The organism is Deltaproteobacteria bacterium, from assembly GCA_019308925.1.
In the GTDB taxonomy this organism is placed as follows: Bacteria; Desulfobacterota; B13-G15; order B13-G15; family RBG-16-54-18; genus JAFDHG01.
Map to the genome: position 1 here is coordinate 19,787 of JAFDHG010000004.1, position 25,851 is coordinate 45,637.

General features: G+C 52.1%; 35 protein-coding genes. 26 read left to right on the top strand and 9 right to left on the bottom strand.

All coding sequences use genetic code 11. The annotated features are described in order from the left end of the window. Positions 1 to 103 precede the first annotated feature (103 nt). The 22 genes from JRI46_01035 to JRI46_01140 all read left to right on the top strand — a co-directional run bounded on the left by JRI46_01035 (position 104) and on the right by JRI46_01140 (position 12,285). Positions 104 to 469 carry a hypothetical protein gene (locus tag JRI46_01035; GenBank protein ID MBW2038174.1) on the top strand — a complete coding sequence of 122 codons (366 nt, stop codon included), beginning with the start codon at positions 104 to 106 and terminating at the stop codon, positions 467 to 469. A gap of 18 nt (positions 470 to 487) precedes the next feature. Next, on the top strand, positions 488 to 754 hold the full coding sequence (locus JRI46_01040) for a DUF5320 domain-containing protein (protein ID MBW2038175.1): 267 nt from the start codon (positions 488 to 490) through the stop codon (positions 752 to 754). Between the two features lie 98 nt (positions 755 to 852). Further along, the gene (locus JRI46_01045) at positions 853 to 1,044 is read left to right on the top strand and encodes a DUF5320 domain-containing protein (protein MBW2038176.1); all 192 of its coding nucleotides are present in this window, start codon (positions 853 to 855) and stop codon (positions 1,042 to 1,044) included. A 40-nt stretch (positions 1,045 to 1,084) separates the two neighbouring features. Next, complete coding sequence (locus JRI46_01050; protein ID MBW2038177.1) at positions 1,085 to 1,447, top strand: DUF5320 domain-containing protein; 363 nt, start codon at positions 1,085 to 1,087, stop codon at positions 1,445 to 1,447. Between the two features lie 68 nt (positions 1,448 to 1,515). After that, positions 1,516 to 1,806, top strand: coding sequence for a DUF5320 domain-containing protein (locus JRI46_01055; protein ID MBW2038178.1), 291 nt, complete (start codon positions 1,516 to 1,518; stop codon positions 1,804 to 1,806). A 40-nt stretch (positions 1,807 to 1,846) separates the two neighbouring features. Then, positions 1,847 to 2,467: a DUF5320 family protein gene (locus JRI46_01060; GenBank protein MBW2038179.1), complete on the top strand. Its 621-nt coding sequence runs from the start codon at positions 1,847 to 1,849 to the stop codon at positions 2,465 to 2,467. 135 nt (positions 2,468 to 2,602) lie between these two features. Next, the gene (locus JRI46_01065; GenBank protein MBW2038180.1) at positions 2,603 to 2,998 is read left to right on the top strand and encodes an iron-sulfur cluster assembly scaffold protein; all 396 of its coding nucleotides are present in this window, start codon (positions 2,603 to 2,605) and stop codon (positions 2,996 to 2,998) included. Between the two features lie 82 nt (positions 2,999 to 3,080). After that, the gene (locus JRI46_01070; protein ID MBW2038181.1) at positions 3,081 to 3,503 is read left to right on the top strand and encodes a J domain-containing protein; all 423 of its coding nucleotides are present in this window, start codon (positions 3,081 to 3,083) and stop codon (positions 3,501 to 3,503) included. 50 nt (positions 3,504 to 3,553) lie between these two features. After that, positions 3,554 to 3,925 (top strand): DUF5320 domain-containing protein, encoded by a 372-nt coding sequence (locus JRI46_01075; protein ID MBW2038182.1) that lies wholly within the window; start codon positions 3,554 to 3,556, stop codon positions 3,923 to 3,925. Positions 3,926 to 4,014: 89 nt separating this feature from the next. After that, the gene (locus JRI46_01080; protein MBW2038183.1) at positions 4,015 to 4,902 is read left to right on the top strand and encodes an Mrp/NBP35 family ATP-binding protein; all 888 of its coding nucleotides are present in this window, start codon (positions 4,015 to 4,017) and stop codon (positions 4,900 to 4,902) included. Between the two features lie 46 nt (positions 4,903 to 4,948). Continuing rightward, positions 4,949 to 5,314, top strand: a complete 366-nt coding sequence (locus JRI46_01085) for a NifB/NifX family molybdenum-iron cluster-binding protein (GenBank protein MBW2038184.1) — start codon at positions 4,949 to 4,951, stop codon at positions 5,312 to 5,314. A 22-nt stretch (positions 5,315 to 5,336) separates the two neighbouring features. Next, complete coding sequence (locus tag JRI46_01090) at positions 5,337 to 5,747, top strand: NifB/NifX family molybdenum-iron cluster-binding protein (protein MBW2038185.1); 411 nt, start codon at positions 5,337 to 5,339, stop codon at positions 5,745 to 5,747. Between the two features lie 194 nt (positions 5,748 to 5,941). Then, positions 5,942 to 6,175 carry a zinc ribbon domain-containing protein gene (locus JRI46_01095; GenBank protein ID MBW2038186.1) on the top strand — a complete coding sequence of 78 codons (234 nt, stop codon included), beginning with the start codon at positions 5,942 to 5,944 and terminating at the stop codon, positions 6,173 to 6,175. 34 nt (positions 6,176 to 6,209) lie between these two features. After that, positions 6,210 to 6,389 (top strand): hypothetical protein, encoded by a 180-nt coding sequence (locus JRI46_01100; GenBank protein MBW2038187.1) that lies wholly within the window; start codon positions 6,210 to 6,212, stop codon positions 6,387 to 6,389. A gap of 97 nt (positions 6,390 to 6,486) precedes the next feature. After that, on the top strand, positions 6,487 to 7,101 hold the full coding sequence (locus JRI46_01105) for a DUF169 domain-containing protein (GenBank protein MBW2038188.1): 615 nt from the start codon (positions 6,487 to 6,489) through the stop codon (positions 7,099 to 7,101). After that, positions 7,098 to 7,946 carry an ATP-binding protein gene (locus JRI46_01110; protein MBW2038189.1) on the top strand — a complete coding sequence of 283 codons (849 nt, stop codon included), beginning with the start codon at positions 7,098 to 7,100 and terminating at the stop codon, positions 7,944 to 7,946. Before JRI46_01105 ends, JRI46_01110 begins: the two co-directional genes overlap by 4 nt. Before the next feature lie 2 nt (positions 7,947 to 7,948). Further along, positions 7,949 to 8,389, top strand: coding sequence for an iron-sulfur cluster assembly scaffold protein (locus tag JRI46_01115; protein MBW2038190.1), 441 nt, complete (start codon positions 7,949 to 7,951; stop codon positions 8,387 to 8,389). Then, positions 8,386 to 9,285, top strand: a complete 900-nt coding sequence (locus tag JRI46_01120) for an ATP-binding protein (GenBank protein MBW2038191.1) — start codon at positions 8,386 to 8,388, stop codon at positions 9,283 to 9,285. Before JRI46_01115 ends, JRI46_01120 begins: the two co-directional genes overlap by 4 nt. Beyond that, positions 9,257 to 9,517, top strand: coding sequence for a hypothetical protein (locus JRI46_01125; GenBank protein ID MBW2038192.1), 261 nt, complete (start codon positions 9,257 to 9,259; stop codon positions 9,515 to 9,517). The genes JRI46_01120 and JRI46_01125 overlap by 29 nt, the downstream gene beginning before the upstream one ends. After that, positions 9,514 to 10,239, top strand: a complete 726-nt coding sequence (locus tag JRI46_01130) for a hypothetical protein (protein MBW2038193.1) — start codon at positions 9,514 to 9,516, stop codon at positions 10,237 to 10,239. Before JRI46_01125 ends, JRI46_01130 begins: the two co-directional genes overlap by 4 nt. Continuing rightward, positions 10,236 to 11,420 (top strand): cation diffusion facilitator family transporter, encoded by a 1,185-nt coding sequence (locus tag JRI46_01135; GenBank protein ID MBW2038194.1) that lies wholly within the window; start codon positions 10,236 to 10,238, stop codon positions 11,418 to 11,420. Before JRI46_01130 ends, JRI46_01135 begins: the two co-directional genes overlap by 4 nt. Further along, positions 11,392 to 12,285, top strand: coding sequence for a phosphotransferase (locus JRI46_01140; protein ID MBW2038195.1), 894 nt, complete (start codon positions 11,392 to 11,394; stop codon positions 12,283 to 12,285). Before JRI46_01135 ends, JRI46_01140 begins: the two co-directional genes overlap by 29 nt. 49 nt (positions 12,286 to 12,334) lie before the next feature. Here the strand turns inward: JRI46_01140 and JRI46_01145 are convergent, their stop codons facing one another. From JRI46_01145 to JRI46_01160, 4 genes are all read right to left on the bottom strand, one after another. After that, complete coding sequence (locus JRI46_01145) at positions 12,335 to 13,078, bottom strand: HAD-IIIA family hydrolase (GenBank protein MBW2038196.1); 744 nt, start codon at positions 13,076 to 13,078, stop codon at positions 12,335 to 12,337. Then, complete coding sequence (locus JRI46_01150; GenBank protein MBW2038197.1) at positions 13,069 to 14,031, bottom strand: ADP-ribosylglycohydrolase family protein; 963 nt, start codon at positions 14,029 to 14,031, stop codon at positions 13,069 to 13,071. Before JRI46_01150 ends, JRI46_01145 begins: the two co-directional genes overlap by 10 nt. Before the next feature lie 340 nt (positions 14,032 to 14,371). Further along, positions 14,372 to 14,977: a plasmid pRiA4b ORF-3 family protein gene (locus tag JRI46_01155; protein MBW2038198.1), complete on the bottom strand. Its 606-nt coding sequence runs from the start codon at positions 14,975 to 14,977 to the stop codon at positions 14,372 to 14,374. Between the two features lie 275 nt (positions 14,978 to 15,252). Next, positions 15,253 to 16,299, bottom strand: coding sequence for a hypothetical protein (locus JRI46_01160; protein MBW2038199.1), 1,047 nt, complete (start codon positions 16,297 to 16,299; stop codon positions 15,253 to 15,255). Between the two features lie 318 nt (positions 16,300 to 16,617). Here JRI46_01160 and JRI46_01165 point away from each other — a divergent pair, with 318 nt between their 5' ends. Next, positions 16,618 to 16,968, top strand: a complete 351-nt coding sequence (locus JRI46_01165) for a peptide chain release factor-like protein (protein MBW2038200.1) — start codon at positions 16,618 to 16,620, stop codon at positions 16,966 to 16,968. Between the two features lie 4 nt (positions 16,969 to 16,972). Here the strand turns inward: JRI46_01165 and JRI46_01170 are convergent, their stop codons facing one another. Then, the gene (locus JRI46_01170; GenBank protein ID MBW2038201.1) at positions 16,973 to 17,626 is read right to left on the bottom strand and encodes a hypothetical protein; all 654 of its coding nucleotides are present in this window, start codon (positions 17,624 to 17,626) and stop codon (positions 16,973 to 16,975) included. Between the two features lie 22 nt (positions 17,627 to 17,648). After that, positions 17,649 to 18,395: a nickel pincer cofactor biosynthesis protein LarB gene (gene larB / locus JRI46_01175; GenBank protein MBW2038202.1), complete on the bottom strand. Its 747-nt coding sequence runs from the start codon at positions 18,393 to 18,395 to the stop codon at positions 17,649 to 17,651. 129 nt (positions 18,396 to 18,524) lie between these two features. On the opposite strand from larB, the gene JRI46_01180 reads away from it, so the two are divergent. Then, entirely contained in the window at positions 18,525 to 21,554 is a 3,030-nt protein-coding gene (locus JRI46_01180) for a hypothetical protein (protein ID MBW2038203.1), read from the top strand. A gap of 4 nt (positions 21,555 to 21,558) precedes the next feature. Here JRI46_01180 and JRI46_01185 read toward each other — a convergent pair whose 3' ends face one another. The 3 genes from JRI46_01185 to JRI46_01195 form a co-directional block, all read right to left on the bottom strand. Next, positions 21,559 to 21,762 carry a DUF4177 domain-containing protein gene (locus JRI46_01185; GenBank protein ID MBW2038204.1) on the bottom strand — a complete coding sequence of 68 codons (204 nt, stop codon included), beginning with the start codon at positions 21,760 to 21,762 and terminating at the stop codon, positions 21,559 to 21,561. Positions 21,763 to 21,896: 134 nt separating this feature from the next. Then, positions 21,897 to 22,358 (bottom strand): D-glycero-beta-D-manno-heptose 1-phosphate adenylyltransferase, encoded by a 462-nt coding sequence (gene rfaE2 / locus JRI46_01190; protein MBW2038205.1) that lies wholly within the window; start codon positions 22,356 to 22,358, stop codon positions 21,897 to 21,899. A gap of 21 nt (positions 22,359 to 22,379) precedes the next feature. Next, the gene (locus JRI46_01195; GenBank protein ID MBW2038206.1) at positions 22,380 to 23,798 is read right to left on the bottom strand and encodes an aminopeptidase; all 1,419 of its coding nucleotides are present in this window, start codon (positions 23,796 to 23,798) and stop codon (positions 22,380 to 22,382) included. A 199-nt stretch (positions 23,799 to 23,997) separates the two neighbouring features. Between JRI46_01195 and JRI46_01200 the strand changes: the two genes are divergently transcribed. Continuing rightward, positions 23,998 to 24,723 (top strand): DUF72 domain-containing protein, encoded by a 726-nt coding sequence (locus JRI46_01200; protein ID MBW2038207.1) that lies wholly within the window; start codon positions 23,998 to 24,000, stop codon positions 24,721 to 24,723. 220 nt (positions 24,724 to 24,943) lie between these two features. Next, positions 24,944 to 25,834 (top strand): hypothetical protein, encoded by an 891-nt coding sequence (locus JRI46_01205; protein ID MBW2038208.1) that lies wholly within the window; start codon positions 24,944 to 24,946, stop codon positions 25,832 to 25,834. Positions 25,835 to 25,851: the final 17 nt, after the last annotated feature.

Consider the following 25,851-nt stretch of genomic DNA (forward strand, 5'->3'; position numbering starts at 1 on the left):
GAAACAAAATTAGAGGGCCACCTTTTTGTCATTAAAATATTTAATAAATTCACATAGTTAAAAAGGCATAAATTTGGCACAAAAAATGCTGTAATTTTAAGAGATGAAGGTCGCCATCCCCATAAACGGAGATCGCATCGCCCCTAGGTTGTCTCTGGCAAAAGAGATCATGGTAGCAGAGCTGCAGGGCAGAAGGAAGATAGGGATAGAAAAGGTGGATATCACACATCTGCACCCGATGGAGGTTCCAGACTTCCTCGCCTCGAAGGGGGTTACCAAGGTCATCGCCGGAGGGGTGGATTGGTATCAGCAGGAGATCTTCAGGTTGCACCACATAGATGTCACCTGGGGGATTATGGGGAATGTGGACGAAGTCCTGGCCTTCTACCTAAGTAAGGGGCTCCAACTGGGGATGGGTCCATGCCCTCCCAGGAGGAGACGGAGGCGTTTTCGAGGGTTTCACTTCTAAACGAAAGGAGGTGTTAATATGCCTTGGGGAGATGGAACAGGTCCAGCCGGTTTTGGTCCAATGACCGGCCGAGCCGCAGGTTACTGTGCCGGATACCCAGTTCCTGGCTATGCCAATCCCTATGTCCCCAGATGGGGAGGTAGAGGAAGGGGCTGGTGGGGCCGCGGATTCCGGGGTCGAGGCCGGGGATTCTGGGGTTGGGGGCGTGGATTCCGTTGGGGGTATTCCCCTTATGGATATGCCCCCTACTATGGCTATACACCCTATGGCTATCCACCCTATTAACGATTACGCCGTGGGCTCGGCTGGCGCTGGTTTACACCATACTGGTACCCCTAGTGGTAAAACCATGAGCTAAATCTTTTTCGAAGGAGGTGAAAGACATGTGGCCGTGGTATGGATACTGGAATCCTTGGAGAGGGGGGTGGCCTGGATACTGGGGGGCAACACCTTATGCCTGGCCGTGGGGGCCTATGCCCAAGGAGCAGGAGATAGCCATGCTGGAAGACCAGGCCCGGATGCTTGAAAGTGAACTGGAAAGCATCAGAAAGAGGCTGGAAGAGCTTAAGAAATAAGAGGTGAAATATGTCTAATGGATTTGGTGGAGGCAGAGGTATGGGACGCGGTTTTAGGGGAGGTATGGGGTTTGGCTTCCGTGGCAACTCTCCTCCCTGGCCTTACGTGGGTATAGGTAGAGGAGGATTGCCAAGATGCGGCTACTTCCTCAGTGGTGCTGCTGGTGCACCAGCAGCATGGCCGTACCAACAAGCTCCCTATCCAGCTAGCCAGGGATTTGGTGTCGGGCAGGGCTCATATCCTCCCTATGCAGCAGCGTCACCCACTTTTGGTAACACTCCCTTCGCCCCGCAGGTAACCCCGGAGCAGGAGCTTGATTTTCTAAAGAACCAAGCGGAGGCAATAAAGGGACAGCTGGAGCAGATTGAGGCCAGGATGCGCGAGCTGGAGGGTGAAGAGTAAGATATCATCATGTATAGCCGATGATGGATAACCAGCACTCCTCATTGGCACAGTAAAGGAGGTACGTTATGCCAGGATTCGATGGTACCGGCCCTCGTGGGCTGGGTCCAATGACTGGTTGGGGTAGAGGATTTTGTGTTGTCCCATTATCACCCACTTCGCCGACATATATAGGAAGAAGCTATCCCCCATACGGCGTACCCTTTGGAGCGAGATCGAGTACTGCAGGTGCAGTTCCGTTTGCTCCTCAGATGACCCGTGAGCAGGAGCTTGATTTTCTGAACAACCAGGCCCAGGCCTTAAGAGGGCAACTGGAGCAGATAGAGACCAGGATTCAGCAACTGGAAAGTGAGTCTTAAGCATTGATTTTGGCGATTAACAACTATTAAGGAGTGAATTATGAGGATTGCTATTTCCGCTACAGGCCCGACCCTGGATGCTGAGGTAGATCCACGTTTTGGCCGATGTCAGTACTTCATTGTCGTTGACCCGGATACAATGGAGTTTGAAGCCCTGGAGAACTCTAACGCCATGGCTGCTGGTGGGGCAGGAATTTCCACCGGCCAGATGATTGCCGGTAAAGGGGTAGAGGCAGTGCTCACCGGCAACTGCGGCCCTAATGCCTACCAGGTGCTGTCGGCCGCTGGAATTCAGGTGATAACCGGAGTTTCGGGAAAGGTGCATGATGCTGTCCAAGCCTACAAACCTGGACAATTTCAAGCTACTTCACAACCTACTGTAGATGCTCACTACGGTATGAGCTATGGTGGAGGTGGTGGCATGGGTGGAGGCATGGGCAAAGGCATGGGCATGGGCAGAGGCATGGGCAGAGGCATGGGCAGAGGCATGGGCATGGGTGGAGGCACAGGGGCTGGAATGGTGCCACCGGTTAGTCCAGCACCACAGCCGGCGAGTCCGGAGCAGGAACTTGAAGCGCTTAAAAACCAATCACAGATGCTAGCGCAACAACTAGCTGAGATTCAACGTCACATCGAGGAGTTAGAAAAGAAAAAGAAGTAAGAAAGCTCACCGCTTTACCTATTGCAGCGATAGCGGGATATTGCTGGTTATATCAAGGCAGCCTAAGGCAGGAGGAATGCAATGACTTCATCATGGGAGCAGTTTGAAGAACTCATCAAAGCCCAGATGAGAAAAATATATTCTGAGACAGCTATTGAGCATTCCATGAACCCAAGAAACTTAGGCGATATGGAGGATGCCGATGGCTTTGCCAGGGTGACTGGCACCTGTGGTGATACCATGGAGATATGGATCAGGGCAAAGAACGGCAGTGTTGTCGATGCCACCTTTATGACTGACGGCTGTGGAACCAGCATTGCCTCAGGCAGCATGGTCACCGAGATGGTAAAGGGAAAAAGTATCAGCGAGGCTCGAAAGATTAGTCAGCAGGATGTTTTGAGTGCCTTAGGCGGACTGCCAGAGGAGAGCCAACACTGTGCCCTTCTGGCAGCAGATACGCTGAAAGAGGCGATAAGAGATTACCTGGCAATGAAAAAAGACCCCTGGAAAAGGGGTTACCGCAAACATTAGGGAAAGGAATTGAGGATGGCTCCCGAAGTTTCGGTTACAGATAGGGTAGAATCCTCCAGATTCTTTTGAAGAAGGGATAAGCATGACCTTGAAAGATTACTATCAGATACTTGGTGTAAGTAAAGATTCCACTAGCGATGATATCAGGAAGGCCTTCCGACAGCTGGCCTTGCGCTATCACCCTGATCACAACCCCGAAAATTCGAAAGATGCTGAGGAAAAATTTAAAGAAATAAATGAGGCCTATGAAGTGCTCGGTGATGATCAAAAAAAGCGGGAGTACGACCACTTGATAAGCTGGCCAAGCTACAGGCAGAAAACAGTTGTGGTTGAAGACATCTTCGAGGATACCTTCACAGATAGCATAGACCTAAACTTGATAAGAGAAATACTGCAGACGTTCGCTGAGCTAGATCCCAGTTGCAGGGTCTTTAGCCGCCGGCGGTCATGGACTTGCCAACGTCAGCGGGGATGGCGGTGTCGCGGACGATGGTGGCAAGACTAAGGCGTGGAAGATCCAGAGGATTTCACTTTTAACTGAAAGGAGGTGTTATTATGCCTTGGGGAGATGGAACAGGTCCAGCTGGTTTTGGTCCAATGACCGGTAGGGCGGCAGGCTATTGCGCTGGCTACCCAGTTCCTGGCTATGCCAACCCTTATGGCTTTGGTTGGGGCAGAGGCTGGGGCAGAGGCAGAGGCTGGGGCAGAGGCTGGGGCTGGGGGTATGCACCGTATGGGTATACACCTTATGCCGCTGGCTATTCACCCTATGGGGCTGGGTATTCACCCTATGCTGCCCCATGGGGGCAGCCCCCTACCAAGGAACAGGAGGCTGAGTTCCTGAAGGATCAGCAGGAGGCCCTACAGGGGCAGATGGAGGAGATCAACAAGCGGCTCCAAGAGCTCTCAACTGAGGAGAAAAAGTAGGCTGGGGAGGGGACCCCTCCCCTTCTAGCCCCTCTTGCAAGAGGAAACGAATTTCAGGCAAAAATCATAAGAATGGAGAAAAAGCTAATATGAGCACACAACAACACGTAGATGCGCGCAGCGAAGAACAAAGGAAGGCCGAAGAAGAGGAACGAGACAAACGACTAAGCCAGACGCTCATGAAAATTCGCTACACAATCATGGTAATGAGCGGTAAGGGCGGGGTGGGCAAAAGTACCGTGGCTGTCAACCTGGCAGCTGTCCTGGCCAAAGAGGGTCATTATGTAGGCATGCTCGATGCAGATATCCACGGTCCCGACGTCCCCAAGATGTGGGGGGTCGACTGGAGGCCCTTGGGGGGTGGGGATGATGGGATCCGACCTGTGGAGGTTCTAACAAATGTAAAGCTGATCTCCATGGCCTTCTTGCTCCCCAATCCCGATTCCCCGGTGGTGTGGCGAGGACCCCTTAAACACGTTGCCATCAAGCAGTTTTTGGCAGATGTAAAATGGGGTGAACTCGATTACTTAATCGTTGACTTGCCCCCTGGGACAGGTGATGAACCCTTGAGTGTGGCCCACCTGATTGAGGGGGTGGATGGATCTGTTATCGTCACCACCCCACAAGATGTGGCCCTCTTGGACTCCAGGAAGGCGGTAAACTTCAGCAGGATGTTGAAGGTCCCGGTCATCGGTATCGTGGAGAACATGAGCGGTCTTCGCTGCCCCAAGTGCGGTCATCTTATTCCCCTGTTCAAGATAGGAGGGGGGGAGAAGGCGGCCAAGGACCTGAAGGTCCCCTTCCTCGGTCGAATCCCCATCGACCCAGAGGTGGTACAGGGGTCGGACAGCGGCACACCTCATGTTGTTTCATATCCAGATTCTGAGGTGACAAAGGCCTTTGAAGAGATCGCTGAAAAGTGTAAGGTTTCCGTAGAATCTCACAAGGAGGGGAAAAAAGGAGATAAAGGAGGATAGTGAGGCGGCCAGGATAGCCACAAAGAGAAATTATAAAAAGGAGGAGATGGCAATGAGGATTGCCTTTGCCAGCGAGGACAACCAAGGATTAAAAGGTTCTTTGAGCGCCCACTTCGGCAGATGTCCCTATTATACCTTGGTGGACGTAGACGGGGACAAGGTGTTGGATATCAATGTGGTCACCAACCCATATTTCAACAGCCATGTCCCAGGTGCAGTGCCTGAGTTCATCAAGTCTCAGGGTGCCCAGGTGATTATCACCGGGGGGATGGGACCGCGGGCCATCGGGCTCTTTGAACAGATCGGCATTGAGGCGGTCACCACCGGGGCGCAGGGGACCCTTGAAGACATCCTCTTGGCCTACCTGCGGGGTGAGATCAAAGGGGCCTTTGGCTGCGAACATCACCATTAATAAATCAGGAGAGGAGAAAGATATGAAAATAGCGATCAGTTCTACTGGAAATACCCTGGATTCGCCCATAGATCCCAGGTTTGGCCGCTGTCAGTTCTTCATCTTTGTAGACCCTGAGACCATGGAGTTCGAGGCCGTGGAGAATCAGGCCATGATGGCAGCCGGTGGTGCAGGCCCGCAGGCGACCCAGTTCATCGCCAACAAAGGGGTGGAAGTAATCATTACCGGCAATGTAGGGCCCAATGCCGCCTCCTCGCTCATGGCCGCTGGGCTCAAGATCTATGTAGGGGCCTCGGGCACGGTCAGGGAGACCCTTAACCTGTTCAAAAACAATCAACTGCAAGATGTAAGCGATGCAACAGTAGGATCCCACTTCGGCATGGGTAGAGGCATGGGCGGCGGAATGGGAAGAGGAGGAAGGAGAAGACAATAGATATTTCAAAAAATAAGCGATAATTCGGCCTACTATATTAAACAAATAAGGAGATATTGAAAATCCTCAGAGGACGGTAGTGGGGAGTTTTCCCCTATGCCTCCTTCACCTGTTGGGGAGCTTGGGGTAGAGGAAAGGGAAGATGGTTCTGGGGGCCATGGTGGTTTTAAACTAAAGCAGGAAAGGAGTTGAGGATGCCAATCTATGAATATCGTTGTCTGGCCTGTGGAGAGGTCTTAGAAATCTTTCATGGTGTGGGTGAGAAGGACGACCTGCTCGAGTGCAAGTGTTGTGGCAGCAAAGACCTCGAGAGGGTTCTCTCCCCTACCTCCTTTTCCTTCAAGGGCGAAGTCAGTGAGGGAACAGGCCCAAGGTGTTGCGAGAGGGGGGTATCCTGCGACAATCCTAAGCGTTGTTGCGAAAAATAATCCATTAGGAAGGAGGGACATCTTATGCCTAGAGGTGACGGCACAGGCCCCCCTGGGGGTTCTGGCAGAGGGACGGGGCAAGGCAGAGGGGGTGGAATGGGCAGGGGTAGAATGGGTGGCACTAGGCCAGGGGCTGGACCAGCAGGAGAGTGTGTTTGCCCCCAATGTGGTGCCACGGCCCCTCACCAAGTTGGGGTCCCCTGCTACCAGGTAAATTGCCCTCAGTGTGGCACCCCCATGGTCAGAAAATAAAAGGCTAAAAAATGATCTGCGCCTGAGGTTCTCCCCAGTGCGAGGGCAGGAGGAGTGTAATGGATTTAGTAGAGGAATTTCAACGGCGGTTTGGGGGTAGATGGATTGGGGTTAAATTCTATTATGATGAACTCCCCACTTCAAACGAAAATCCTATAAGGGATGTCCGTTTCTGCGAGGCCATCACAAAGTCCATGATGCGTCCTGTGCTCTTAACCCCCAAAGACCTCAACTGCCGCGGGGCCCGTTATGTGTTTGGCTGGGATAATGGGGTCAAAGAGGAGATGGTGGAGAGGTTTCACCAGCAGGAGGGCTTCAGCGAGATAGGGGCGGAAGAATTGGTGCAAGAAGTCCCGAGGATCAATGGTTCCCTCAAGGGGATCGGCCTAAATGTCAAGAATGGCCCCGATATATTGTTATCCTATCTCCAGCCCGGGCAGGTAATGAAGTTGCTTAGGACCTATCAGGTCCACTTTGGAGAGGAGCTAACCGTTGACCTCTCGAGTATTGTCTCGATATGTGGACATGTGGCCGTGGAGGCCTTTGTCGAGAAACGAATCGCCCTCTCCTTTGGCTGCAGTGATGCCAGGAAATATGGGGGGATAACCAGGGATAGGGTGGCCATCGGCGTACCTACTAGGGTGGCAATGGAGCTATTGGAGGAGAAAAGATGATCATATCCGTGGCCAGCGGCAAGGGAGGGACTGGAAAGACCACCATCGCCACCAATATGGCCCTTGCATTGGAGAGGGTCCAACTCATCGATTGCGATGTAGAAGAACCCAATGCCCACCTCTTCCTCAAGCCCCAGATAGAAAAGAAGATAACTGTCGCCATATCCATCCCCTGCATTGACGAAGAAAAGTGCACCTACTGCGGACGATGCGCCGAGGCCTGTGAGTTCAACGCCCTTGTCGTCTTCCCCCAGAGCGTCCTGGTCTTCGATGAACTCTGCCATGGCTGTGGCGTCTGCTCTTATGTCTGCCCTGAGGAGGCCATAACGGAAGAAGAAAAGGAGATAGGGTTGATAGAAATGGGGAGCAGGGATGGGATTGAATTCATACATGGCCGGCTCAATGTGGGAGAACCCATGGCCACGCCTATCATCAGGATGGAAAAGTCCCTCATAAAAAAAGAGGGGACAATCATCCTGGATGCACCTCCTGGGACATCCTGTCCTGTCATCGAGACGGTAAAGGGGAGCGATTTCTGCCTCCTGGTGACTGAACCCACCCCCTTTGGCCTGAACGACCTGAGGCTGACGGTGGAGATGTTGAAGAAGTTGGATATACCCATGGGTATCCTCATCAATCGGGCCGATGTAGGGAACACAGGGGTAGCAGAATACTGCCAGCAGGAGGGGATCCCCATCTTCCTCGAGATCCCCATGGATCGCAGAATCGCCAAGCTCTATTCTGAAGGAACCCCCCTGATAGGGGAACTTCCGGAGTACCGGGATAAATTCATCGACCTCTTTGCGCGGATAAAGGAGATGGTAAACGGAGAAGGGGGGAAATAAGGATGGATCGGAAAGACCTTTACCGTCAGGACCTGGGGCCAGAGGAACCGATTGGTTATATCGTCTACAACAAGGTCATCCTCGACCACTTCAAAAATCCCCGCCACGCAGGCGAGATAGAGGACCCCGACGGTGTGGCCCTGGTGGGTGATCCCGATTGTGGCGACCATATACAGCTCTATATAAAGATAGAAGATGACAAAATCGCCGATATCAAGTATAAGGTCTTCGGCTGTGCCGCAGCCATCGCCACCACCAGCATCCTGAGTGAATTGGCCATGGGAAAAGATCTGGATGATGCATTACAGATTACCGATGACGACGTCATTGAAGCAGCAGGAGGGGTACCAGCGAAAAAGACCCACTGCTCCCTGCTGGGAGTGGTGGGGCTCCACGCGGCCATTGCAGACTACCTGATGAGAGCGGAAAAGGGGGGGCGATGAAACAACTGGCCATTTTAAGCGGAAAGGGGGGGACAGGGAAGACCACCTTGGTGGGTGCCTTTTCATCCTTGGTCGAGAATAAGGTATTGGCAGACTGCGACGTAGATGCCGCTGACCTATTTCTCATCCTCGAGCCCGAGACCATTGAGAAGAATGACTTCTATTCAGGACGTAAGCCGAGGGTGGACAAGGAAAAATGCACGGAATGCGGCATATGCACCGAGTTGTGCCGCTATGATGCCATTGAAGATGGCAAAGTAGATCTCCTCGAGTGTGAGCGATGTGGTCTCTGTGCACTGGGATGCCCGGAGGAGGCCATCACTATGGAGGATGCCTTCTCTGGAGAGTGGTTCATCTCTGAGACGCGGTATGGGCCCATGATCCATGCCCGGCTGGGTATCGGGGAGGAAAATTCGGGCAAGTTGGTGGCAGAGGTGAGAAAAGTAGCCCAATCGATAGCGAAGGAGAGGAAGATAGAACTCATCATCATAGACGGGCCACCGGGGATCGGGTGCCCTGTAATCTCTTCCCTCGCAGGGGCAAATCTTGCCCTGGTCGTAACGGAGCCTACTGTTGCCGGCATCCATGACCTAGAGAGGCTGGTCAAGCTGGCCCAACACTTTGACATCCCCCCCATGATCTGTATCAACAAGTACGACATAAACCCAGCCCAGACCCTTCAGATCGAGGACTATTGTCGGCGCGAGGACCTCACATTGGTCGGAAAAGTACCCTTTGACATAGCCGTAGTTAAGGCCATGGTGGAGAAAAAGACGGTGATGGAATATCCTTGTCCGGCAATCCAGGATGCCATCAGGGATACCTGGCGAAGGGTGGAAGAGGTCCTTAACGAGAAGAGGACTCCCCATGACCCAAAGGGAGGAGGATCTGATTAAGGAGGGATGGCAGAGGCGATTCATCGCCTCTGAGCCCAGGTTGAGCGAGATGGTGGAGATGTATGAGGAAACAGGTTTTGAGGTGCATCTGGAGCCCATCTCCGCCGTGGAAAAACCAGATGAGGAGAGCGAGGAATGCCAAAAGTGCCAGATCTGTTTCGAGGGAGTCGAGGATCAGTATAGGGTGATCTTTACCAGGCCCAAACACGGGGACGAGTGGCAGGTGGAATGAAGATCCTCGAAGACCTCCTTGATCATTTCTCCCCTCAAGATATACTGGTGAGAGATGTGAGAATTGGGGCACATTGGACGGCTGTCTTGACTTGCGGTTGTGGTCTTGCATCCACTATGGCAGAACCCCCTCCGCACGCAGGCCCGAGTGTGCGGGAGGCAGGGAAATTAATTGAAAAAGACGCCGCCGAACTCATGAAACTGGCCTGCTCAGAGCACCTCATGGAGGCATCAATAGGTATGGCGACCATGAATTCGCTCATAGAGATCGAGGAAGATAAGTGGTCAGAAGCCAATGCCTCGGAGATCCTCGCTGCCCATGGGTCTGGGAAAGATGTGGCCATTGTCGGCCACTTTCCGTTTGTGCCCAAACTGAAGGAGACCGCCCGAAACCTCTGGATCATTGAGAAGAGGCCACAACCAGGGGATCTCGAAGCAGATAGGGCTTTGGATATCCTTCCCCGCTGTCAGGTAGTAGGGATAACGAGCACCGCCTTTATTAACCATACCCTGGAATCTCTGCTTCAACTGTGCCAGGGTGCCTTTGTCATGCTCCTTGGCCCCACAACGCCTCTCACCCCTCTCTTGTTCGATTATGGGATAGATGCCATCTCCGGGTCCAAGGTGGTGGATGAAGAGCAGGTATTGCGTTATGTAAGTCAGGGGGCCACCTTTCAGCAACTTCACCACGCCGGGATAAAACTCCTCACCATGACGAGATGAGTCTCGAACAGAGTGAAAAGGTAGCGTTCCTCTCCATCATCTTCAACGCCCTTCTTACCGTAATGAAGTATGTGCTGGCCCTTCTGTCAGGAAGCGTCGCCCTGATGGCAGATGCCATTCATTCCCTCACCGATGTGGTCTCCTCAGCCTCGGTTTTGATGGGGATCAAACTTTCCAAAAGGCGTTCCAAAACGTTCCCCTACGGTCTCTATAAAGTAGAAAATTTGGTCTCGTTGGTCATGTCCCTGCTCATCTTCGTTGCTGGTTATGAAATCTTCCGAGAGGCCTTTGCCCCTCATGAGCCCTTGCATGTGGAACTCATCCCCTGGGCCATCGCAGGTGTTACCGTGGCTATCTTGGCCACGTATTTGTTTTCTCGGTACCAATTGCGAATAGGCCGGCAAATTAATTCACCGAGCGTCATCGCCGACGCCCAGCACATCAAGACCGATATGTTCTCATCCATTATCATTATGGTAGGTCTGGTAGGGGGGCTCTTCCGGATTCCTTATCTCGACAAAGGGGCCGCTCTGGTGATCGTTTTCTTCATCGCCAGAACAGGGTACCGGATCTTGGTGGATGCCATACGGGTCCTCCTGGACGCCTCCCTGGACTTTGAGACCTTGGATAGGGTCAAGACCCTCATCCTCTCCGAGCCACAGGTGAAGGGAATAAAGGGACTCTGGGGGAGGAATTCAGGACGATATAGGTTTATCGAGGCCGACCTTACCCTCAAGGTGAGGGACCTGGAGAAGGCCCATTTTGTCAGCGATAAGATCGCAGAGCGGATCAAAACAGAGATACCCTATGTGGACCATGTCCTCATCCACTATGAACCTGTCCCCAAAGAGACAATCACTTTTGTCGTCCCCCTGGATAGGGATAAAGAGACCATCTCGGAACACTTCGGTGAAGCCCCCTACTTCTATCTGATCACCCTTCAGAACAAAGACGGAGGTGTGTTGGAGGAGGGATTCCTCAACAACCCTCACTTGCAGGAGGAGGAAGGGAAGGGTATAAAGGTAAGTGAATGGTTGGTTCAGAAGGGGGTGGACACGGTCTTCACCAAGAAGAGCTTCGAGGGGAAAGGCCCCTTTTACGTCTTCTCCAATGCAGAGGTGGAGATGATCCTCACCCCAGAGAAGAGGCTTCGTGATCTGGAGTTCAGCATCAAAAACTAAGACCAACCCCCCTCCAGGTTATCACCTTCTGCGGGAGGGCAGGAGGGAGATCATGGTGCGGGATGGATATGAAGATCGCCTCCGCCACCAGGGTCTCTTGGACCCCGTAGGACTCTGGGCGAAAACCTCTCCCCCTGCCCAGATGATGGGAAGGGGTGAAATACTCCTTATTAAGGAGCAAGATGAGGTGGCCGTCAGGAGGTATCGGCATGGGGGGCTTTTGCGCCGCCTCACCGGGGACCTCTTTTTCTTCGGTTCCCGCCCCTTTAATGAGGTAGAAGTCACCGAGGAGATAAAATCTGCCGGCATCCCAAGCTTAAAGATCCTCGCAGCCATTGTAGAGAGGGAATGGGGAAGGTGGTACAGGGGGTATCTCATCACCAGATACCTACCTGAGGCAATGGATTTGATCCGCTACCTCGCCCAAGAACCGCAGGGCAAAAGGAGACGAGAGGCCATCGAGAAGGCCGGGGATGCGGTGAGGAAGATGCACCAACAGGGAATATATCACGCTGACCTTCACCTCAAGAACTTTTTGGTAGAGGAAGAGAAAAAGTTAAAGGTATATCTGATAGATTTTGACAAATCCAAGATCTACGCCCACCTGCACCCCTCCCAGAGGATGAAAAACCTGAAGAGGTTGGACAGGTCAGCGGAAAAGCTCAGGGGAGAGGGGCTCCCCCTCACAAAAAAGGATAAGGGGATATTCTGTCGTGCCTATGCCCTGGGGGATAAAGAGATCCGTCCCTTCATAAGGGCCTACCTGGAGAGGTACAGGTGGTATAGGTTCCTCTATCGATGGGGATGGTGGATCGCCAAGGTCTTTTATCCCCGTCAGAGACCCTGGAGGAAATCTATCACTTGAGCCGCTAATGGATGTTCGAGCCCCCACCAGAAGTGATCCGCTCCCTCCTTCAACCCTTTTTCTCCTCGTAGGGGAGGGCCTCTTCGATGAGCATCACCGGGATGTCCTCCTTGATGGGGTAGATGAGCTTGCAGGCCTTGCAGATGAGCCCATCTCCCTTTTCCGTCAGCACGATTGCACCCTTGCATTTGGGACAGGCCAAGATCTCCAACAATTCCTTGCTGATTGCCATATTCTGCCTCCTTTTTACACCTTCCTGTAAGATTATCCAATAGACCGCCTCTAAGAGGTCCTGGGCGACAAAATCCGGAGGTCTCCCCGGCCAATTCTCCTGCTGCCCCCCATATCCCGTCAAGACCAAGATCCCTTTCCCCCCCACCCGATGAATCGCCTCTATATCCTCAGCCCTGTCCCCTGCCATATAGGAGGAAGGGAGGTCTATCCCCAACTCCTCGGCAGCCCTCTTCAACAGGCCAGGTTCGGGCTTGCGACAAGGGCAACCATCCTCCGGATGGTGAGGACAATAATATATCCCATCCAAACAGGCCCCCTCTTGGGCCAAAAGGAGTTTCAACCTCCTGTTGGCCTCCTCCACTGTGGACAGAGGGAAATAACCCCTCGCCACCCCCGACTGATTGCTCACCACCACTGCCCGCAGGCCGAGGCAGTTGATCAAACGGATGGCCCGAGCAGCCCCGGGGAGAAGCTCCATGGCCTCGGGGGCGCTCAGATAGCCCACCTCCTGGTTGATGGTACCATCCCGATCTAGAAAGACCCCTTCCCTCAGATCCATCCCTCCCCTCTCGCCTTGATTCGAGCCAGCTCCTCGGCAAGTGTTGCCACGTAGTCCCTCCCCTTCTCTCCATTCTCCAGAGGCGAGAGCCACTCTGAGGGAATAGAGGAAAATCCGTAATATGCCCCTGCTATAGCCCCGGCCATGGCCCCGATGGTATCGGTATCTCCGCCGCAGTTAACCGCCGTTACCACCGTGTCTCGAAAATCCTCGTTGAGGAGAAAGGAGGCGAGGGCCGCTGGCACGGCCCCGAGGGCGCTCACATCCCGGGAGAAGGTGAAGGCAACCTGCCCGATCTTGTCCTTCAGATCGCCACCCATCTCTATCTCCTTGATCCGTTCGATCTCTGCTGCCATGTGGGGGTCCACCTCTTGCACACCCTGGGCGATCTCCTCGAGAAAGGCCGTGTGATCTATAGCTTCCCCGCTCAGCCCCTTCTCAGTGGCCATCCCCACTGCCTGGGCCTGGGTCTGGGCCCCGGCCAGCCCCTGGGAATGTCTATGGGTGATCTGGGTGCAGAGGAGCGCAACTTCTTTCAATTTCTCCCTATCGTCATAAAAGAAGAATCCGATGGGGGCAATGCGCATGGCACCTCCATTACCCCAGCTATCAGTTCCCACCTGATCCCAGGGGGTCCCTTGGCGCAACCGGGCCATGACCCCATAGATGCGGGAGCCGTAACCCCGAAAGGGGTGGAAGTTCTCCAGAAACCTCCTGGCGGTAAGGGCCGGATCAAAGCGGAGGTTCTCCTGGAGGGATTCCATAATCCCGATCATCATCTCGGTATCATCGGTGTAGATCCCCTCCCCTACCCCCTGCAGGATCCCATATCGGGCCCTGATCATCTCCCAGGACCACCCCTCCACCTCCCTTCCCATGGCGTCCCCTACAAATGCCCCTAGGGCCGAGCCCTTAAACCTATCGATGAGGCTGGTCAAGAGATCCTCTGACATTTACTCTTCCCTCAGCCCCCCACGTCAACTCTAGCATTACCCAAAATTCAAGTCTCCCTTTTTCAAAGGGGATCTAATCCCCCCTACCCCCCTTTTTTTTGAAAAAGGAGGGGGTAAAGATATTCAGAACAAGGTAATTACCCATGATGGCTTCGTCACTCACGAACGATGAAAATCCGCTCTACTCCCCTCTCCCGCTGGCGGGAAAGGGCATGCGGCGAGCTCAGCCGAGCGGCTGGGGTGAGGGTGGGTATGATTTTCCCCTCACCTTAATCCTCTCCCCTTGGGGAGAGGAGATAACAAAAAGAAGATAAGAGAGCAACATTTATTTTCTAAGATTCTACTCGTAGGCGAATTTCCAACGTTCCTCAGGATCATCGAAGAAAATCTCCTCAGGGTCGAAATGTTCAGGATCAAATTCACCCCCCAGCCACTCCATCATCTCATCATACTCATCGTTGTCGGGGTCGCTTATTATCTCGAGGAGCCTTTCATATCCATAGTCACCGCCACAATCTTCAGGTGGACAGGCCCTCCTCCCGGCGATACATCTCGGATAGTTAACCCCCTCCTCTTTGGGCAATATCTTCTCCAGCTCTACCTTGTGCACCCAGTTGTCTCCAAAGTCATAGACGTAGTCGGCAGATCTGTTTTCCAGAGAGAACCAATCGGCGATCCTCTCCTCCCGGCCAAAGAGAGGCTCGGTAATGGAGTCAAAATCCTCATCGGGTATTTCTATCGTGGTCTCCAAACCTGTTTGAGGATCGGCCATCCTGAACATGTGGAGATGGGTATCAGTCCAACCCATTGCATCCTGAATGGCCACGTGCAGGTCCCAGAAGGTATAGATCTCCGGAACCTGAATGCGTCGCCAGATAGGCGGCCTTATACCCCTCAGCGTGATCTTAAATTGATATACCTGTTTGAACTCTGTTTTTCTTCTCACCTCTCTCCTCCTTTAATTTCGTTCATCTCGACAACCCCTTTTTCCACCTCCGGATAGAGGGCATCAATTTTCTCCGGTTAAGCGCCCCTTGGGCACGGGTGCGGGCGGCAAAGAGGCCATAGGCGATGGTATGGGCATATAGGTCAACAGAATCCTTTATGGTTAAGCATCCTAAATTTTAATCGCCCGACAAAATCTATTTTATTTTACAAAATTTCCCCTAAATGTCAATTTTTTCTCCCATAGTTCCTTGGAAAGGAGATCATGAGTATCTTTCAATCACCGCTATTTTCGGGGAAATACCCTCTTACTTCCTGGGCAGCATCTTCCGGGACAATAAAGGTAAACGATTCCCCATGAAGCCTGTCAAAATAGTTGCTATCGGATACCTCAAGGGGAGGAAGACTGATCCTGGGCACTATTGAGATCATGTTCCTCAGGCCTCTTGACCCTGGTTTATAAAAGGAGTACCAGCACATATTAAAGGCCTGAATCCCCTTTTGCTCAAAAAACCTCAAAATGGCGTTGATCCCCAATGCCAAATCTGAATTGTCCCTTTCTTCCATCTCCAATATATCCGAATCACGGCTGAATATCGCCCAGAACTCGTATATACCACGAGGGGCAAAGGCCGCTAACCAATGCCAGTAACCAATTTGAGACATATACCTTTGCTGATCCTCCTGCTCTTTTGCCACTAGATCATCAAAGATGGAACCACCTCCCTCGTCCTCGTATCGCTGCTGGCTCTCTATGACCAACCGATGGTAAAAGGTAGGTTCAATCATGGCCAATAGTTGAATATGGGGGTGGACAAGCCCTGACCCGGCCAGCGGCATATAGTTCCAGTTGATCAAGGCCTGTCTTACCGTGGGTGAAACACCTTTAACCCTCTGAAAGTATATCTGGCATGCCTGCAGTGCCTGTCCAAGGAGAAGGGGACTGAACTGGCCTGGTGTCAGAAAATGCTCCTTCGTAATAACAGCCACAGCGCTATATTCCTCATAAGGGAAGGCGTTAGGAAAGATAACCGTATCCTTAAAGCTGATCCTCTCTCTGCCCGGACCCAAAACCTTTGAAAATCGGGCTGTCTTGGATTCAATAAACTCCGGACAGAAGGGACATCCCATCTTTTTTGACCTTTCAATCAATAAATTCAGATCGTATTTAACAAATTCTTTGATACGAAACGGTAACAGGCGTGTAACATGACCGCTGAGTGGACAGATCCTCGTTTCTCCCGAGATCTTCACCGTATTAAAATTATCAAAGGGGCTCTCAAACTCAGAGGTAATAACCCTTCTTTTAAAATCTAATGCCATCTCCCCCTCCTTATTCTTTTTGAGCATAACACAACCGTAGGTTTACACTGGCCTAAAGGGACAAAGCAAGCTATAATTATACCGTGAAAATATCAGGGTGTGATGAAAGGTTCAAGGGTCTTACACCCCGCACGGGTTTTTCGGCCTTACTTCAGGGGGCTACGCCCCCTGAAACCCCCATAAGGTTTTTTGTTCCTCTTTAGGGGGAGTTTGAGGGGGGGGGTACCCCCTCAATGGGGGGCCGATTATGAGGATCGTGGTATTTTCATGAGCGGGGATGAGTTAAACCCGCAAAAGGGTTCAGTTAAAAGTAGTACCATGAATGTGAGACAGAAAAGATCCTTCTTCCACCCCCACGAGATCCGGGTCGAGACCTTTAAGGCCCCTGGTCCTGGCGGGCAGCATAGAAATAAAAGGGAGACGGCCGTGCGGGTCCGTCACCTCCCGTCGGGGATCACCGCTATATCAACAGAGCACAGGTCCCAGGCCAGAAACAAAGAATTGGCCTTGAGGCGCCTGGAGCTGAAGTTGCGTGCCATGAGGGAAAAGAGGAAACCTCGTATCCCCACCTCCATTCCCCGTACATATAAGGAAAATATACTGGCGGCTAAGCGCCATCGGGCCCAGATAAAGAGGTGGAGGAAAAATGTAAGCCCCTATGAGATATAAGGTCTTAATTCCCCCTCTTCCCCCCTTCCAAAGGGTCGAACTCCTCATAGAGTAAGGGATCGTCTCTGTCCAAGTCGGCAAATAAGGTCTCCAGGGCAGGGTTTATTTGATTGGAGGAGGTGCCGTACACATCCTCTTTCTGTATGCGCAGTAGGGCGAACCCTACCACCACCAGGAAGTAGAGGGGTAGGTCCTGAAAAAGACCGGAAAAAAACCCCGAGGGGAGCCCGGTGATCAGCAGCCCGGCAACACCCTCTCTCAAGGTATTAAGGACCAAGAGGATGCTCCCAAGAAGTAGGCCTCTTTTCATCTCGCGGTAGTTCACCTCGAAGAGGTCTATTTTTTGCGCATGATATTCCTCAAAGTTGTGCCAGCTCCGTGAGATGGACCTAAGGATCTCATCGCAGGTACCCTGATCAGTTTTGGCCCCGCGCAGGAGACTATGTTTTTTCCCCCGAAAGACCATATACCTCCTCAAGAGGTCTTCAGTTTCCATTCGCAACAGCTCATACCTCCTGTGTCCCCTGATGAGAAAAAAGGCGAGAAGGCCTAAAATGCAGGCGGAGATCAGGGGATTAAAAGGCAGGGTACCCCTTAAATAGGGGGTAAAGGGGGCCAAAAACACCAGCATCTTCTCCCAAAAAGGACCAAATTCCATGACGCCTCCTACTTCTTCCAATCTACCGGTTTATCAAACTGGCGATATATCCCGCCCCAAACCCATTATCTATGTTCACCACGGCCACATTGGAGGCACAGGAGTTGAGCATGGCCAGAAGGGGAGCCAAGCCGGCAAATGAGGTTCCGTAACCCACACTGGTGGGGACGGCGATAACAGGCCTGGCCACCAACCCCCCCACTACGCTGGGCAAGGCCCCTTCCATCCCGGCCACCACGATCAAGACATTGGCCTCCATCAACTTCTCCCTATAGTTGAGGAGCCTGTGCACCCCTGACACCCCTACATCATAAAGGGTCTCCACCCTATTGCCCATCATGTTGGCGGTCACCACCGCCTCCTCGGCTACCGGGATGTCCGAGGTCCCCGCTGAGATCACCAGGATAGTCCCCCTGCCCACCTCCTCTGCCTCGCTGACCTGCAAAGTGATGGCCCGCACCCGGGGGTGATAACTGGCTTTGGGGAACCTTTGTAAAACAGTCCTCGCCTTCGCCTCCTCTATCCTCGTCACCAAGATGTTCTCCTCCGCCTCCACCATCCCCTCCATGATCTTGACCACCTGTTCCGGGTCCTTTCCTTCACCGAAGATCACCTCAGGAAAGCCCTTTCGCAGGGTACGATGATGGTCTATCATGGCCTCCCCTATATCTTCGAAGGGAAGGTCTTTTAATATCCTTATCCCTTCCGGTACAGAGACTTTCCCCCTCTGAATAGAACGCAACAGCTCTTCCAGCTTCCTCAGATCCATATCTCCCCCTTGGCAATCACATTCTATGCACCTTCTCTTGGGGAAGTCAAGGAAGAAGGAATAAATTGATTGCATTACGTACGATAAAATGCTATAAAGGCGTGGAAAAACCTAGGAGGGAATGAGGGCTTGCAGGAAAGAGAATCGAAGTCCATAACCTCTAGGTTAGAACTTCTCGCCGGGATCTCGCATTACTGCCAACAAAAGAGGATTGATCCCCCAAAATACCTGCGTTTAAAGATAGAGAGATTACCTTTTAACATCGGGGAGGGAAAGAGGAAAGTCCCCTATCTCTTTGATGGAGAGGTAGCAGAAACCATCTCCTCCTCTTTGCAGAAATTGGTGGGTTTGATCAAGAAGAGACACGAAAGGGAGTCAAGGTCGCCCTTTCACACCTATCTATCCTTATCCACCCCTAAGACAGAGAAGGATGTCCTGGAAAGACACGTGTGCATACGAGATCTGGACGCAAGACCCTTGGAGAAACGGATCGCAGAAGATGTGATCTACCACAATCCCTACCTCGACGCCGGGATAGTAGGGGGGTGGTTTTTGCAACCCAAGGAGGTGGGAAGGTTCATCGGAACCGTAAAAAACCTATATCTGAAGGCGATAGCAGAAGAGATAAAAAGGGGGGGAGGGACAGATATCACTTACCTCACTCACCTTTGCCTGGTGGCCTACCTAAAAAAGGCCAAAGAAACGCTTAAGAAGGTGAACATCAAGGGATTCTCCTATGAAAAGTTGGAACAGACTGTCTCGCAGATCCTCTACTCCACAATAAAGCAGATCCAAGCCAAGGTCTTCGACGAGATTCGCTACAAGGATCTCAGCTTCGATGTCACGAGGCTGGAATACCTCATCAAAGGGAGCACCAACCCCCTCATATTTGTCGCCATAAGACCTACCCTATTCAAAAATGACCTCAACCCTTACCACCTCGACCAGGAGGGGTTTGAATTTCTCCAGACCCTTTTCCAAAAGGTGGATATGGACCTCCAGGATATAGAGGGAAGTCTCCGAAATCTGGTAGAGGGCGCCAAGAAGGACAAGAGGGTGAGGGAGAAACTCATCGAACTTTGGTCGATAAATAGATTCCGTGAGGCGGTTTTCCACTACCTTAAGGATTATGAAGAATACAGTAGGGATACGGACCTCCAGCTCTTTCACTTGTTTCAGAGCAACAAATTGATCAAAAGCACCCTCACCGAGGAGGAAGCTGGAAAGAGGTTAGAAGAAGATCTGGCCAAGCTCATATCTGAGGATACTAGCTCCTTGGATAAAGAGAGGATACAAAGGGTTATGGCCATCGAGAACTCCTTTAAATCCCACAAGAAGGGGAGGATATTAAAGAAGCTCTTCTTCGGCTCGAGGGAGGAAGAGCAGCTAAAAGAAGTAATCGAGGGCTTCCTCCTCTATCAACTCGATGATAGGTGGACCAGATGGATTGAAGAGTCCCTTCAGCGCCTGGAGGACCGCGAAGGCCTGAAGCGCAGGGATGAGCTAGAGGAGGAGTATGAGAGGGGGCGCATCTACCGCTTCGCCGTAGATGCACGTCCCATCCTACAGGATCTAACGGTAAGGAAAGAAGGTCACCTCTTTATGGACCTGCGTGGCTTCACACAAAGGATGTCCAGGTCTAAAGAGATCACCATGGCCGATTTTATGTTGAAGGGGTTCTTCCTCCCTGTTCTGCTGGTTGCCAAGAAATATTATACCAACGAGGGGGTGAGATTGAACAACCTCTTAGGAGACGCCTTGTCCTTCTCCGGAAAGATAGAATCCCTCGTCTCCCTCGCCCAGAACTTAAGGGAGATATTCGACAAATATACCAAAAAGATGAAGGAAAGAGGGGGGTTACTCGGCGAAGAAGATGAGGTCAGGGCCATTGAAGAGAGGTATCGGAGGGAGAAGATGGCCATCATCCAAGAAAGAAAGGCCATCGAGGAGAGCATCCGTGGGATCGAGAGGGAACTGAAGGTAAAAGAATTCCTCAACCCTGTTTACCTCCTCAAGGTCCAGGAGGAAGAATTTGATTCCAAGCTCTTCCACTATCAGCGGGAGATCATCAGCTTAACGAAAAAGATGGAGATAGAGGAGGATCCTCACCGAAGGAGGATACTCATGGACCTAAAAAAGGGCTTGTTGGCCCTTAGGGAGGGGATAAGCGAGCATAAAAAGGAGTTGACAGAAAACATCAGCTTGATCGGGGGGGGGGAGCTAAAGGAGGTATTCCGTTTGGTCTGCTCTGAGGAGAGGGAAGAGTTGGAAAGGTTAAGGAAACTGCTCAAGGAATCTTACGACAAAGAACTGAAGTTGATTAGGGCCTATGAAAAGGAGATCGCCTCTTTGAAGGACGAGGAGGTAGAATACGGCCTCTTTATATCCTATGGTAATGCCGCTGAGACCATCGCCTTCGAAGATGAGTTTTGGGGGAAGGTGAACGTGGCCATCGCCGATAAGCTCAACGAAGCGGCCAGGGGGGCGGAGAGAAACCCCGCCACCAGGAGGAAACTGGATTTGCTCCTCAGAAATGCCCGTTGGGCCAGGGGAAACCCCTCCCTGGAATATCCCTTCTATGTATTCATTGACAAAAGTTATGGGTTGTCCCTCCGATCGGACTTATCCACTAAAGTGGAAATAGCCCTGCGGGGTGAGGATGTGGAGACGGCGAGGGAGGTGGTGGAGGCCACCTCTTCCTCATTAATGCACGATATTGAGAGGGGGATGAGGGGATATGGTGAGGATGACTGGGAGGTCCTAACCCCTCTCAACGATATATATAACCTAGGGGAGGCAATGAGCGAGGAGGCCCTTCAAGCCTATCTTAGGGAGACAAGCCCGTATAGATACCATTTTGAAAAAGAGGTGAATACCAGCGAGATCCATCCAGAGATTCAGAAACGCTGCTTCTTCCCCTCTGCGGAGCTGAAACTCCTTATCAGCGTGGAGAGGAACGGTGATAGATTAAGATTTGACCTCTTTAGATATGTGGGGGAGTTGGTATTTAAGGGGTTTGAAACCCATAAGGCAACTGCGGTCTACGAGATAGTAAGAAAGGATTCCTCTTTGTATCACCTCTTGGAAAGATATCACTTGATGGCCTGGTATAAGGAAGCCCGAGAGAAGATGAGGGGGATGCGGACCGCCGAAGGATAAATCTCTAAACTCCCTCTTGATCCCCGGGGAGGGGATGGTCCTGCTCCCGGACAAAAAAGAGAAAGGCCATCGATGGCCTCTTAGAGGATTCTTTAACCACAAAGTGGATCCCGTCGAAGTTCCACCCCTTTCCCACCCACTCGTTGAGGATCTTCTCCAAGACATCATCGGTCACGATGCTCGTTTCTACCACCTTACAGGTCAGCATCTCTATCCTCCAGCAAGAATATCAAAATCGGGGTTCAAGGATTCAAGGGGTCGAGGGGTTTGTCTTTCACTAGGACCCTGGAACCCTATGATGTGGACTCTCGAATCCTTTATAGGCGGGAGGGCAGACCCTCATTAGGGTTTAGAATATCTTTGTATAATGGTCTCAATAATCCCGGAGGTCGAGGCCCCCTCTACATAGGGCAAGACAATGGTCTGTTCCACCAATTCCCTGCCCACCACCTCCTGCTCGTCCCAATCCCCCCCTTTGACTAAGATATGGGGGCGCAGATAAGAGACGAGCTCGAAGGGATCGGGTTCATCGAAGGAAACCACGTAGTCAACAACCTCTAGGGCGGCGAGGACCGCCATCCTCACTTCTTGGGGAACAATGGGCCTCTTTTCCCCCTTGACCTGTCTCACCGAGGAGTCTGAGTTCACCCCCACAATCAAGCAATCTCCCCTCCGACGGGCCTCTTCTAGATAGATCACGTGACCCCGGTGCAAGATATCAAAGCAACCATTGGTGAAGACGGTGCGCCTCCCCTCCTCTTTCAATCCCTTGATGATCTCCTTTAACTCCTCCCTCTCCTTTATCTTGTCTCGGAAGGACCTCAACTATTCTCCCTCTAGGAAGATCCGATAGGCCCGAAAGGTCTCATAGATGTCACCTTTGCTGGCCACCTCAAAGGGGGAGTGCATCCCCAACAACGGGGTGCCGCAGTCGATGATGTCCATGCCATATATGGCGAGGTACTTGGCCACAGTCCCTCCACCCCCTTCATCGACCTTGCCGAGTTCACCCATCTGCCAGGTGATCCCCTTGCGGTTGAACAGTTCCCTGATCTCACTCACATATTCGGCACTGGCGTCGCTGGAATAATATTTTCCCCCGGTGCCGGTAAACTTGCTCAGACATACCCCATAGCCTATCTTGGCATTGTTCTGGGGTTCATGGACGTCTTTGTAATTGGGATCCATACCCGCTGTCACATCAGCGGAGAGGGCCTTGGAGTTGAAGAGGATCTCCCTGATGAGGGCATCGCCATGGTCCTTTCCGGTAATTCTCAGGATGTCCATCAGGAAAAGTTCTAGGAAGTGCGACTTCGCGCCGGTGTTCCCTTCACTTCCGATCTCCTCCTTGTCCAGAAAGAGGGCCACCGTGGTGTAGGTGGGGGAGATGACCTCCTCCATCGCCTTGAGAGAGGCATAGGCGCAGACCCTGTCATCCTGTCCATAGGAGGCCACAAAGGCCCGGTCAAAGCCGACATCCCTCGCCCTGCTGGCAGGGATCAGCTCGAGCTCAGCGCTCAAGAAGTCCTCCTCTACGATGCCATATTGCTGGTGGAGGAGTTCCAGGATCCTGAGCTTCACCCTCTCCTTGACCTCTTGGTCGGGATAAGGGAGGTGGCCGGCCAAAATGGTCAGCTTTTCTCCCTCGATGGCCTCCTTCAGTTTCTTCTCTTCCTGGACCTTTCTGGACAGGTGAGGCAACAAATCACAGATGGTAAATACCGGCTCATTCTCTTCCTCACCTATTCTGACCCTCACCTTCTCCCCGTTTGCCTTGACGATGACCCCATGCAGGGCAAGGGGATGGGCCACCCATTGATATTTCTTTATCCCCCCATAATAGTGGGTTCTGAATAGGACCATGTCGAGGTCTTCATAAAGGGGGTTATGTTTCAGGTCGAGCCTGGGCGAGTCGATGTGGGAGACGATGATCCTAAGCCCCTCTTCAATGGACCTTTCCCCTAAGGTAGCCAGGCCGATGCTTTTGTCCTTATTTAGGCGGTATATCTTCTTATTATTCCTTTCCCCCTCTGAGACGGGGCAGAAGCCCACCCCTTGGGCCGACTTTAAGATCTCCTCCACCGCCTCCCTCTCGGTCTTCGCCTCGTTCAGAAACCCTCTATACCCCTCCGCAAAAGAAAAGGCCTCCTTTATCTGGTCCTCCTCATATCTGTCCCAGACCAATTTTCCCTTGAGCTTGATCTTTTCCTCTAACTCCCTCGTCGCCTCCTTTATCTCCCCCATCTACTCTCCTCCTCTGCTAAGCCTTAAAATAGGCTAACAAATTTTATGGTGGGAGTCAAGAAAGGGGGGTCCCAACCTGAGCCATATCGTCGGGAATGCCCCTTTATGTACCCCTATCCTAAAAATTTCTACCCGACAACTTAGAGTAACAGGACCAAGTCTTGACCCATTAGAGACTTTCAGCTACTATTTTTTTGATATGTCAACGGTGAAGATAGGTTGTTGTGGCTTCCCTATAGGGAGAAAGAACTATTATCGCCACTTCCCCTGTGTGGAGGTCCAACAGACCTTTTACCACCCCCCAGGCCTGGAGACCCTTGCTCGTTGGCGTCAGGAAGCCCCCGAGGGGTTTGAGTTCACCATCAAGGCCTGGCAGTTGATCACCCACTCCCCCAAAAGCCCCACCTATCGCAGGTTGCGGATGGAAATACCCGATGGCAAGTCAGATCGATATGGAAATTTCCGCCCTACGGAAGACGTCTTTTTGGCCTGGCAGACCACACGCAGGGCAGCTGAGGCATTGGGGGCGCGGATCGTCATCTTCCAGACTCCCCGTAGCTTTCGCTGTAGTGCAGAGAATAAGGCAGATATGGAGGGGTTTTTCCAAAAGATAGATAGAGACGAATTTATCCTCGGTTGGGAACCGAGAGGTTGGGAGGAGGGAGAGATAGAGGAGTTGTGTCGGAAACTTGATCTCCTCCACATAGTCAACCCCTTTCAGGGCAAAACCCTTTGGGGGGAGGTAACCTATTGGCGTCTACACGGCATAGGAGGATACCGTTATCGGCACTCTGATGAAGACCTAGACCAACTGAGACAATGGCTGCCAAAAGAAAGGATCGCTTATGTGATGTTTAACAATACCTCCATGTTCCAGGACGGCCTCAGATTCAAGGAAATTTTCCATGAAAATTCCTCTGTATAATGATAGGCTCAAGGGTATTCTGGCCTTCAATGGTATTTCGGCCTTACTTCATGGGACATTGCCCCCTGAAACCCCCCGAAAAGAAAGGGTTCTAGGGGTCAAGGATTCAAGTGGTTTTCCCTTTGTTAAAATCCTAGATTCCTCGAATCCTTGAATCCTGTATTTTACATTAGCGAGGGTGAGGGGCAAACCCTTATGAGGGTTTGGGGGAGAGAGGAGAATGCGGGTTTCTGAGTTCCATGTCCCTGAAGATTGGCTTCGGGTCTTTCGAGAGCTAACTGCCTCCCCTGGCATCGTCCTCGTTCTTGGTGCCCCTGATACAGGCAAGAGCACCTTGGCCCATTTCTTAGTCTATAAATCCATGCAGGAGGGTTTGAAGACCTCTTATATAGATGGAGACCTCGGCCAAACGATTTTAGGTCCCCCCACCACTTTGGGGATGACCTTTCCCTCTGAGCAGCCGGCCGATATGGAGGGACTGGAGTGGGACTGGCTCTATTTCATAGGCGCTACCTCTCCGGCTGGTCACCTCCTGGCCGCCGCTGCTGGGGTAAAGAGATTGGCACAGAAGGCCAAGAAGAAGGGGGCTGAGATGGTAGTGGTAGATACCACAGGCCTGGTAGCGGGAGAGATGGGGTTTCAACTGAAGTTTTACAAGATAGAGCTTTTGAACCCCCGACACATCATCGCCATCCAGAAGGAAGGGGAGGTAGAACACATCCTGAGGGGATTTAGGGGAAGGAAGGGGATGAAGCTCCACCGTCTTTCCCCCAGCCAAAGGGTGCGCTCAAGGTCTCCAGAGTTCAGGCGGGCATATAGGCAGAGGAGGTTTCAGGATTATTTCCAGCGCTGCGCCCGCAGGACCATCTCCTTGGGCGCCGTGGAGTTCATCCACCCAGAGTTTCCCCTCCTTACAGAGGAGGGGATAGACGAGAGGTTTAAGGGGAGGTTGCTGGGTCTCAATGACGAGGAGTATTTTACCATAGGATTGGGGATATGGGAGGGGTTTGATCGGGATAGCAACGAGGTCTCCATCTTGACCCCTTTGGAAGACTTAAAAGGTGTTAGGTATTTACACCTGGGGCATATATCCCTAAAAATCTCCATCTGAATTTTGGCTTTTATCTA

Excerpts from the sequence above, each read along its gene's own strand:
- JRI46_01035 (MBW2038174.1), top strand. The coding sequence starts at position 104 with ATGAAGGTCGCCATCCCCATAAACGGAGATCGCATCGCCCCTAGGTTG.
- JRI46_01040 (MBW2038175.1), top strand. The coding sequence starts at position 488 with ATGCCTTGGGGAGATGGAACAGGTCCAGCCGGTTTTGGTCCAATGACC.
- JRI46_01045 (MBW2038176.1), top strand. The coding sequence starts at position 853 with ATGTGGCCGTGGTATGGATACTGGAATCCTTGGAGAGGGGGGTGGCCT.
- JRI46_01050 (MBW2038177.1), top strand. The coding sequence starts at position 1,085 with ATGGGACGCGGTTTTAGGGGAGGTATGGGGTTTGGCTTCCGTGGCAAC.
- JRI46_01055 (MBW2038178.1), top strand. The coding sequence starts at position 1,516 with ATGCCAGGATTCGATGGTACCGGCCCTCGTGGGCTGGGTCCAATGACT.
- JRI46_01060 (MBW2038179.1), top strand. The coding sequence starts at position 1,847 with ATGAGGATTGCTATTTCCGCTACAGGCCCGACCCTGGATGCTGAGGTA.
- JRI46_01070 (MBW2038181.1), top strand. The coding sequence starts at position 3,081 with ATGACCTTGAAAGATTACTATCAGATACTTGGTGTAAGTAAAGATTCC.
- JRI46_01075 (MBW2038182.1), top strand. The coding sequence starts at position 3,554 with ATGCCTTGGGGAGATGGAACAGGTCCAGCTGGTTTTGGTCCAATGACC.
- JRI46_01080 (MBW2038183.1), top strand. The coding sequence starts at position 4,015 with ATGAGCACACAACAACACGTAGATGCGCGCAGCGAAGAACAAAGGAAG.
- JRI46_01085 (MBW2038184.1), top strand. The coding sequence starts at position 4,949 with ATGGCAATGAGGATTGCCTTTGCCAGCGAGGACAACCAAGGATTAAAA.
- JRI46_01090 (MBW2038185.1), top strand. The coding sequence starts at position 5,337 with ATGAAAATAGCGATCAGTTCTACTGGAAATACCCTGGATTCGCCCATA.
- JRI46_01095 (MBW2038186.1), top strand. The coding sequence starts at position 5,942 with ATGCCAATCTATGAATATCGTTGTCTGGCCTGTGGAGAGGTCTTAGAA.
- JRI46_01105 (MBW2038188.1), top strand. The coding sequence starts at position 6,487 with ATGGATTTAGTAGAGGAATTTCAACGGCGGTTTGGGGGTAGATGGATT.
- JRI46_01110 (MBW2038189.1), top strand. The coding sequence starts at position 7,098 with ATGATCATATCCGTGGCCAGCGGCAAGGGAGGGACTGGAAAGACCACC.
- JRI46_01115 (MBW2038190.1), top strand. The coding sequence starts at position 7,949 with ATGGATCGGAAAGACCTTTACCGTCAGGACCTGGGGCCAGAGGAACCG.
- JRI46_01120 (MBW2038191.1), top strand. The coding sequence starts at position 8,386 with ATGAAACAACTGGCCATTTTAAGCGGAAAGGGGGGGACAGGGAAGACC.
- JRI46_01125 (MBW2038192.1), top strand. The coding sequence starts at position 9,257 with ATGACCCAAAGGGAGGAGGATCTGATTAAGGAGGGATGGCAGAGGCGA.
- JRI46_01130 (MBW2038193.1), top strand. The coding sequence starts at position 9,514 with ATGAAGATCCTCGAAGACCTCCTTGATCATTTCTCCCCTCAAGATATA.
- JRI46_01135 (MBW2038194.1), top strand. The coding sequence starts at position 10,236 with ATGAGTCTCGAACAGAGTGAAAAGGTAGCGTTCCTCTCCATCATCTTC.
- JRI46_01145 (MBW2038196.1), bottom strand. The coding sequence starts at position 13,078 with ATGGATCTGAGGGAAGGGGTCTTTCTAGATCGGGATGGTACCATCAAC.
- JRI46_01150 (MBW2038197.1), bottom strand. The coding sequence starts at position 14,031 with ATGTCAGAGGATCTCTTGACCAGCCTCATCGATAGGTTTAAGGGCTCG.
- JRI46_01160 (MBW2038199.1), bottom strand. The coding sequence starts at position 16,299 with ATGGCATTAGATTTTAAAAGAAGGGTTATTACCTCTGAGTTTGAGAGC.
- JRI46_01165 (MBW2038200.1), top strand. The coding sequence starts at position 16,618 with ATGAATGTGAGACAGAAAAGATCCTTCTTCCACCCCCACGAGATCCGG.
- JRI46_01170 (MBW2038201.1), bottom strand. The coding sequence starts at position 17,626 with ATGGAATTTGGTCCTTTTTGGGAGAAGATGCTGGTGTTTTTGGCCCCC.
- larB (MBW2038202.1), bottom strand. The coding sequence starts at position 18,395 with ATGGATCTGAGGAAGCTGGAAGAGCTGTTGCGTTCTATTCAGAGGGGG.
- JRI46_01185 (MBW2038204.1), bottom strand. The coding sequence starts at position 21,762 with ATGCTGACCTGTAAGGTGGTAGAAACGAGCATCGTGACCGATGATGTC.
- JRI46_01195 (MBW2038206.1), bottom strand. The coding sequence starts at position 23,798 with ATGGGGGAGATAAAGGAGGCGACGAGGGAGTTAGAGGAAAAGATCAAG.
- JRI46_01200 (MBW2038207.1), top strand. The coding sequence starts at position 23,998 with ATGTCAACGGTGAAGATAGGTTGTTGTGGCTTCCCTATAGGGAGAAAG.
- JRI46_01205 (MBW2038208.1), top strand. The coding sequence starts at position 24,944 with ATGCGGGTTTCTGAGTTCCATGTCCCTGAAGATTGGCTTCGGGTCTTT.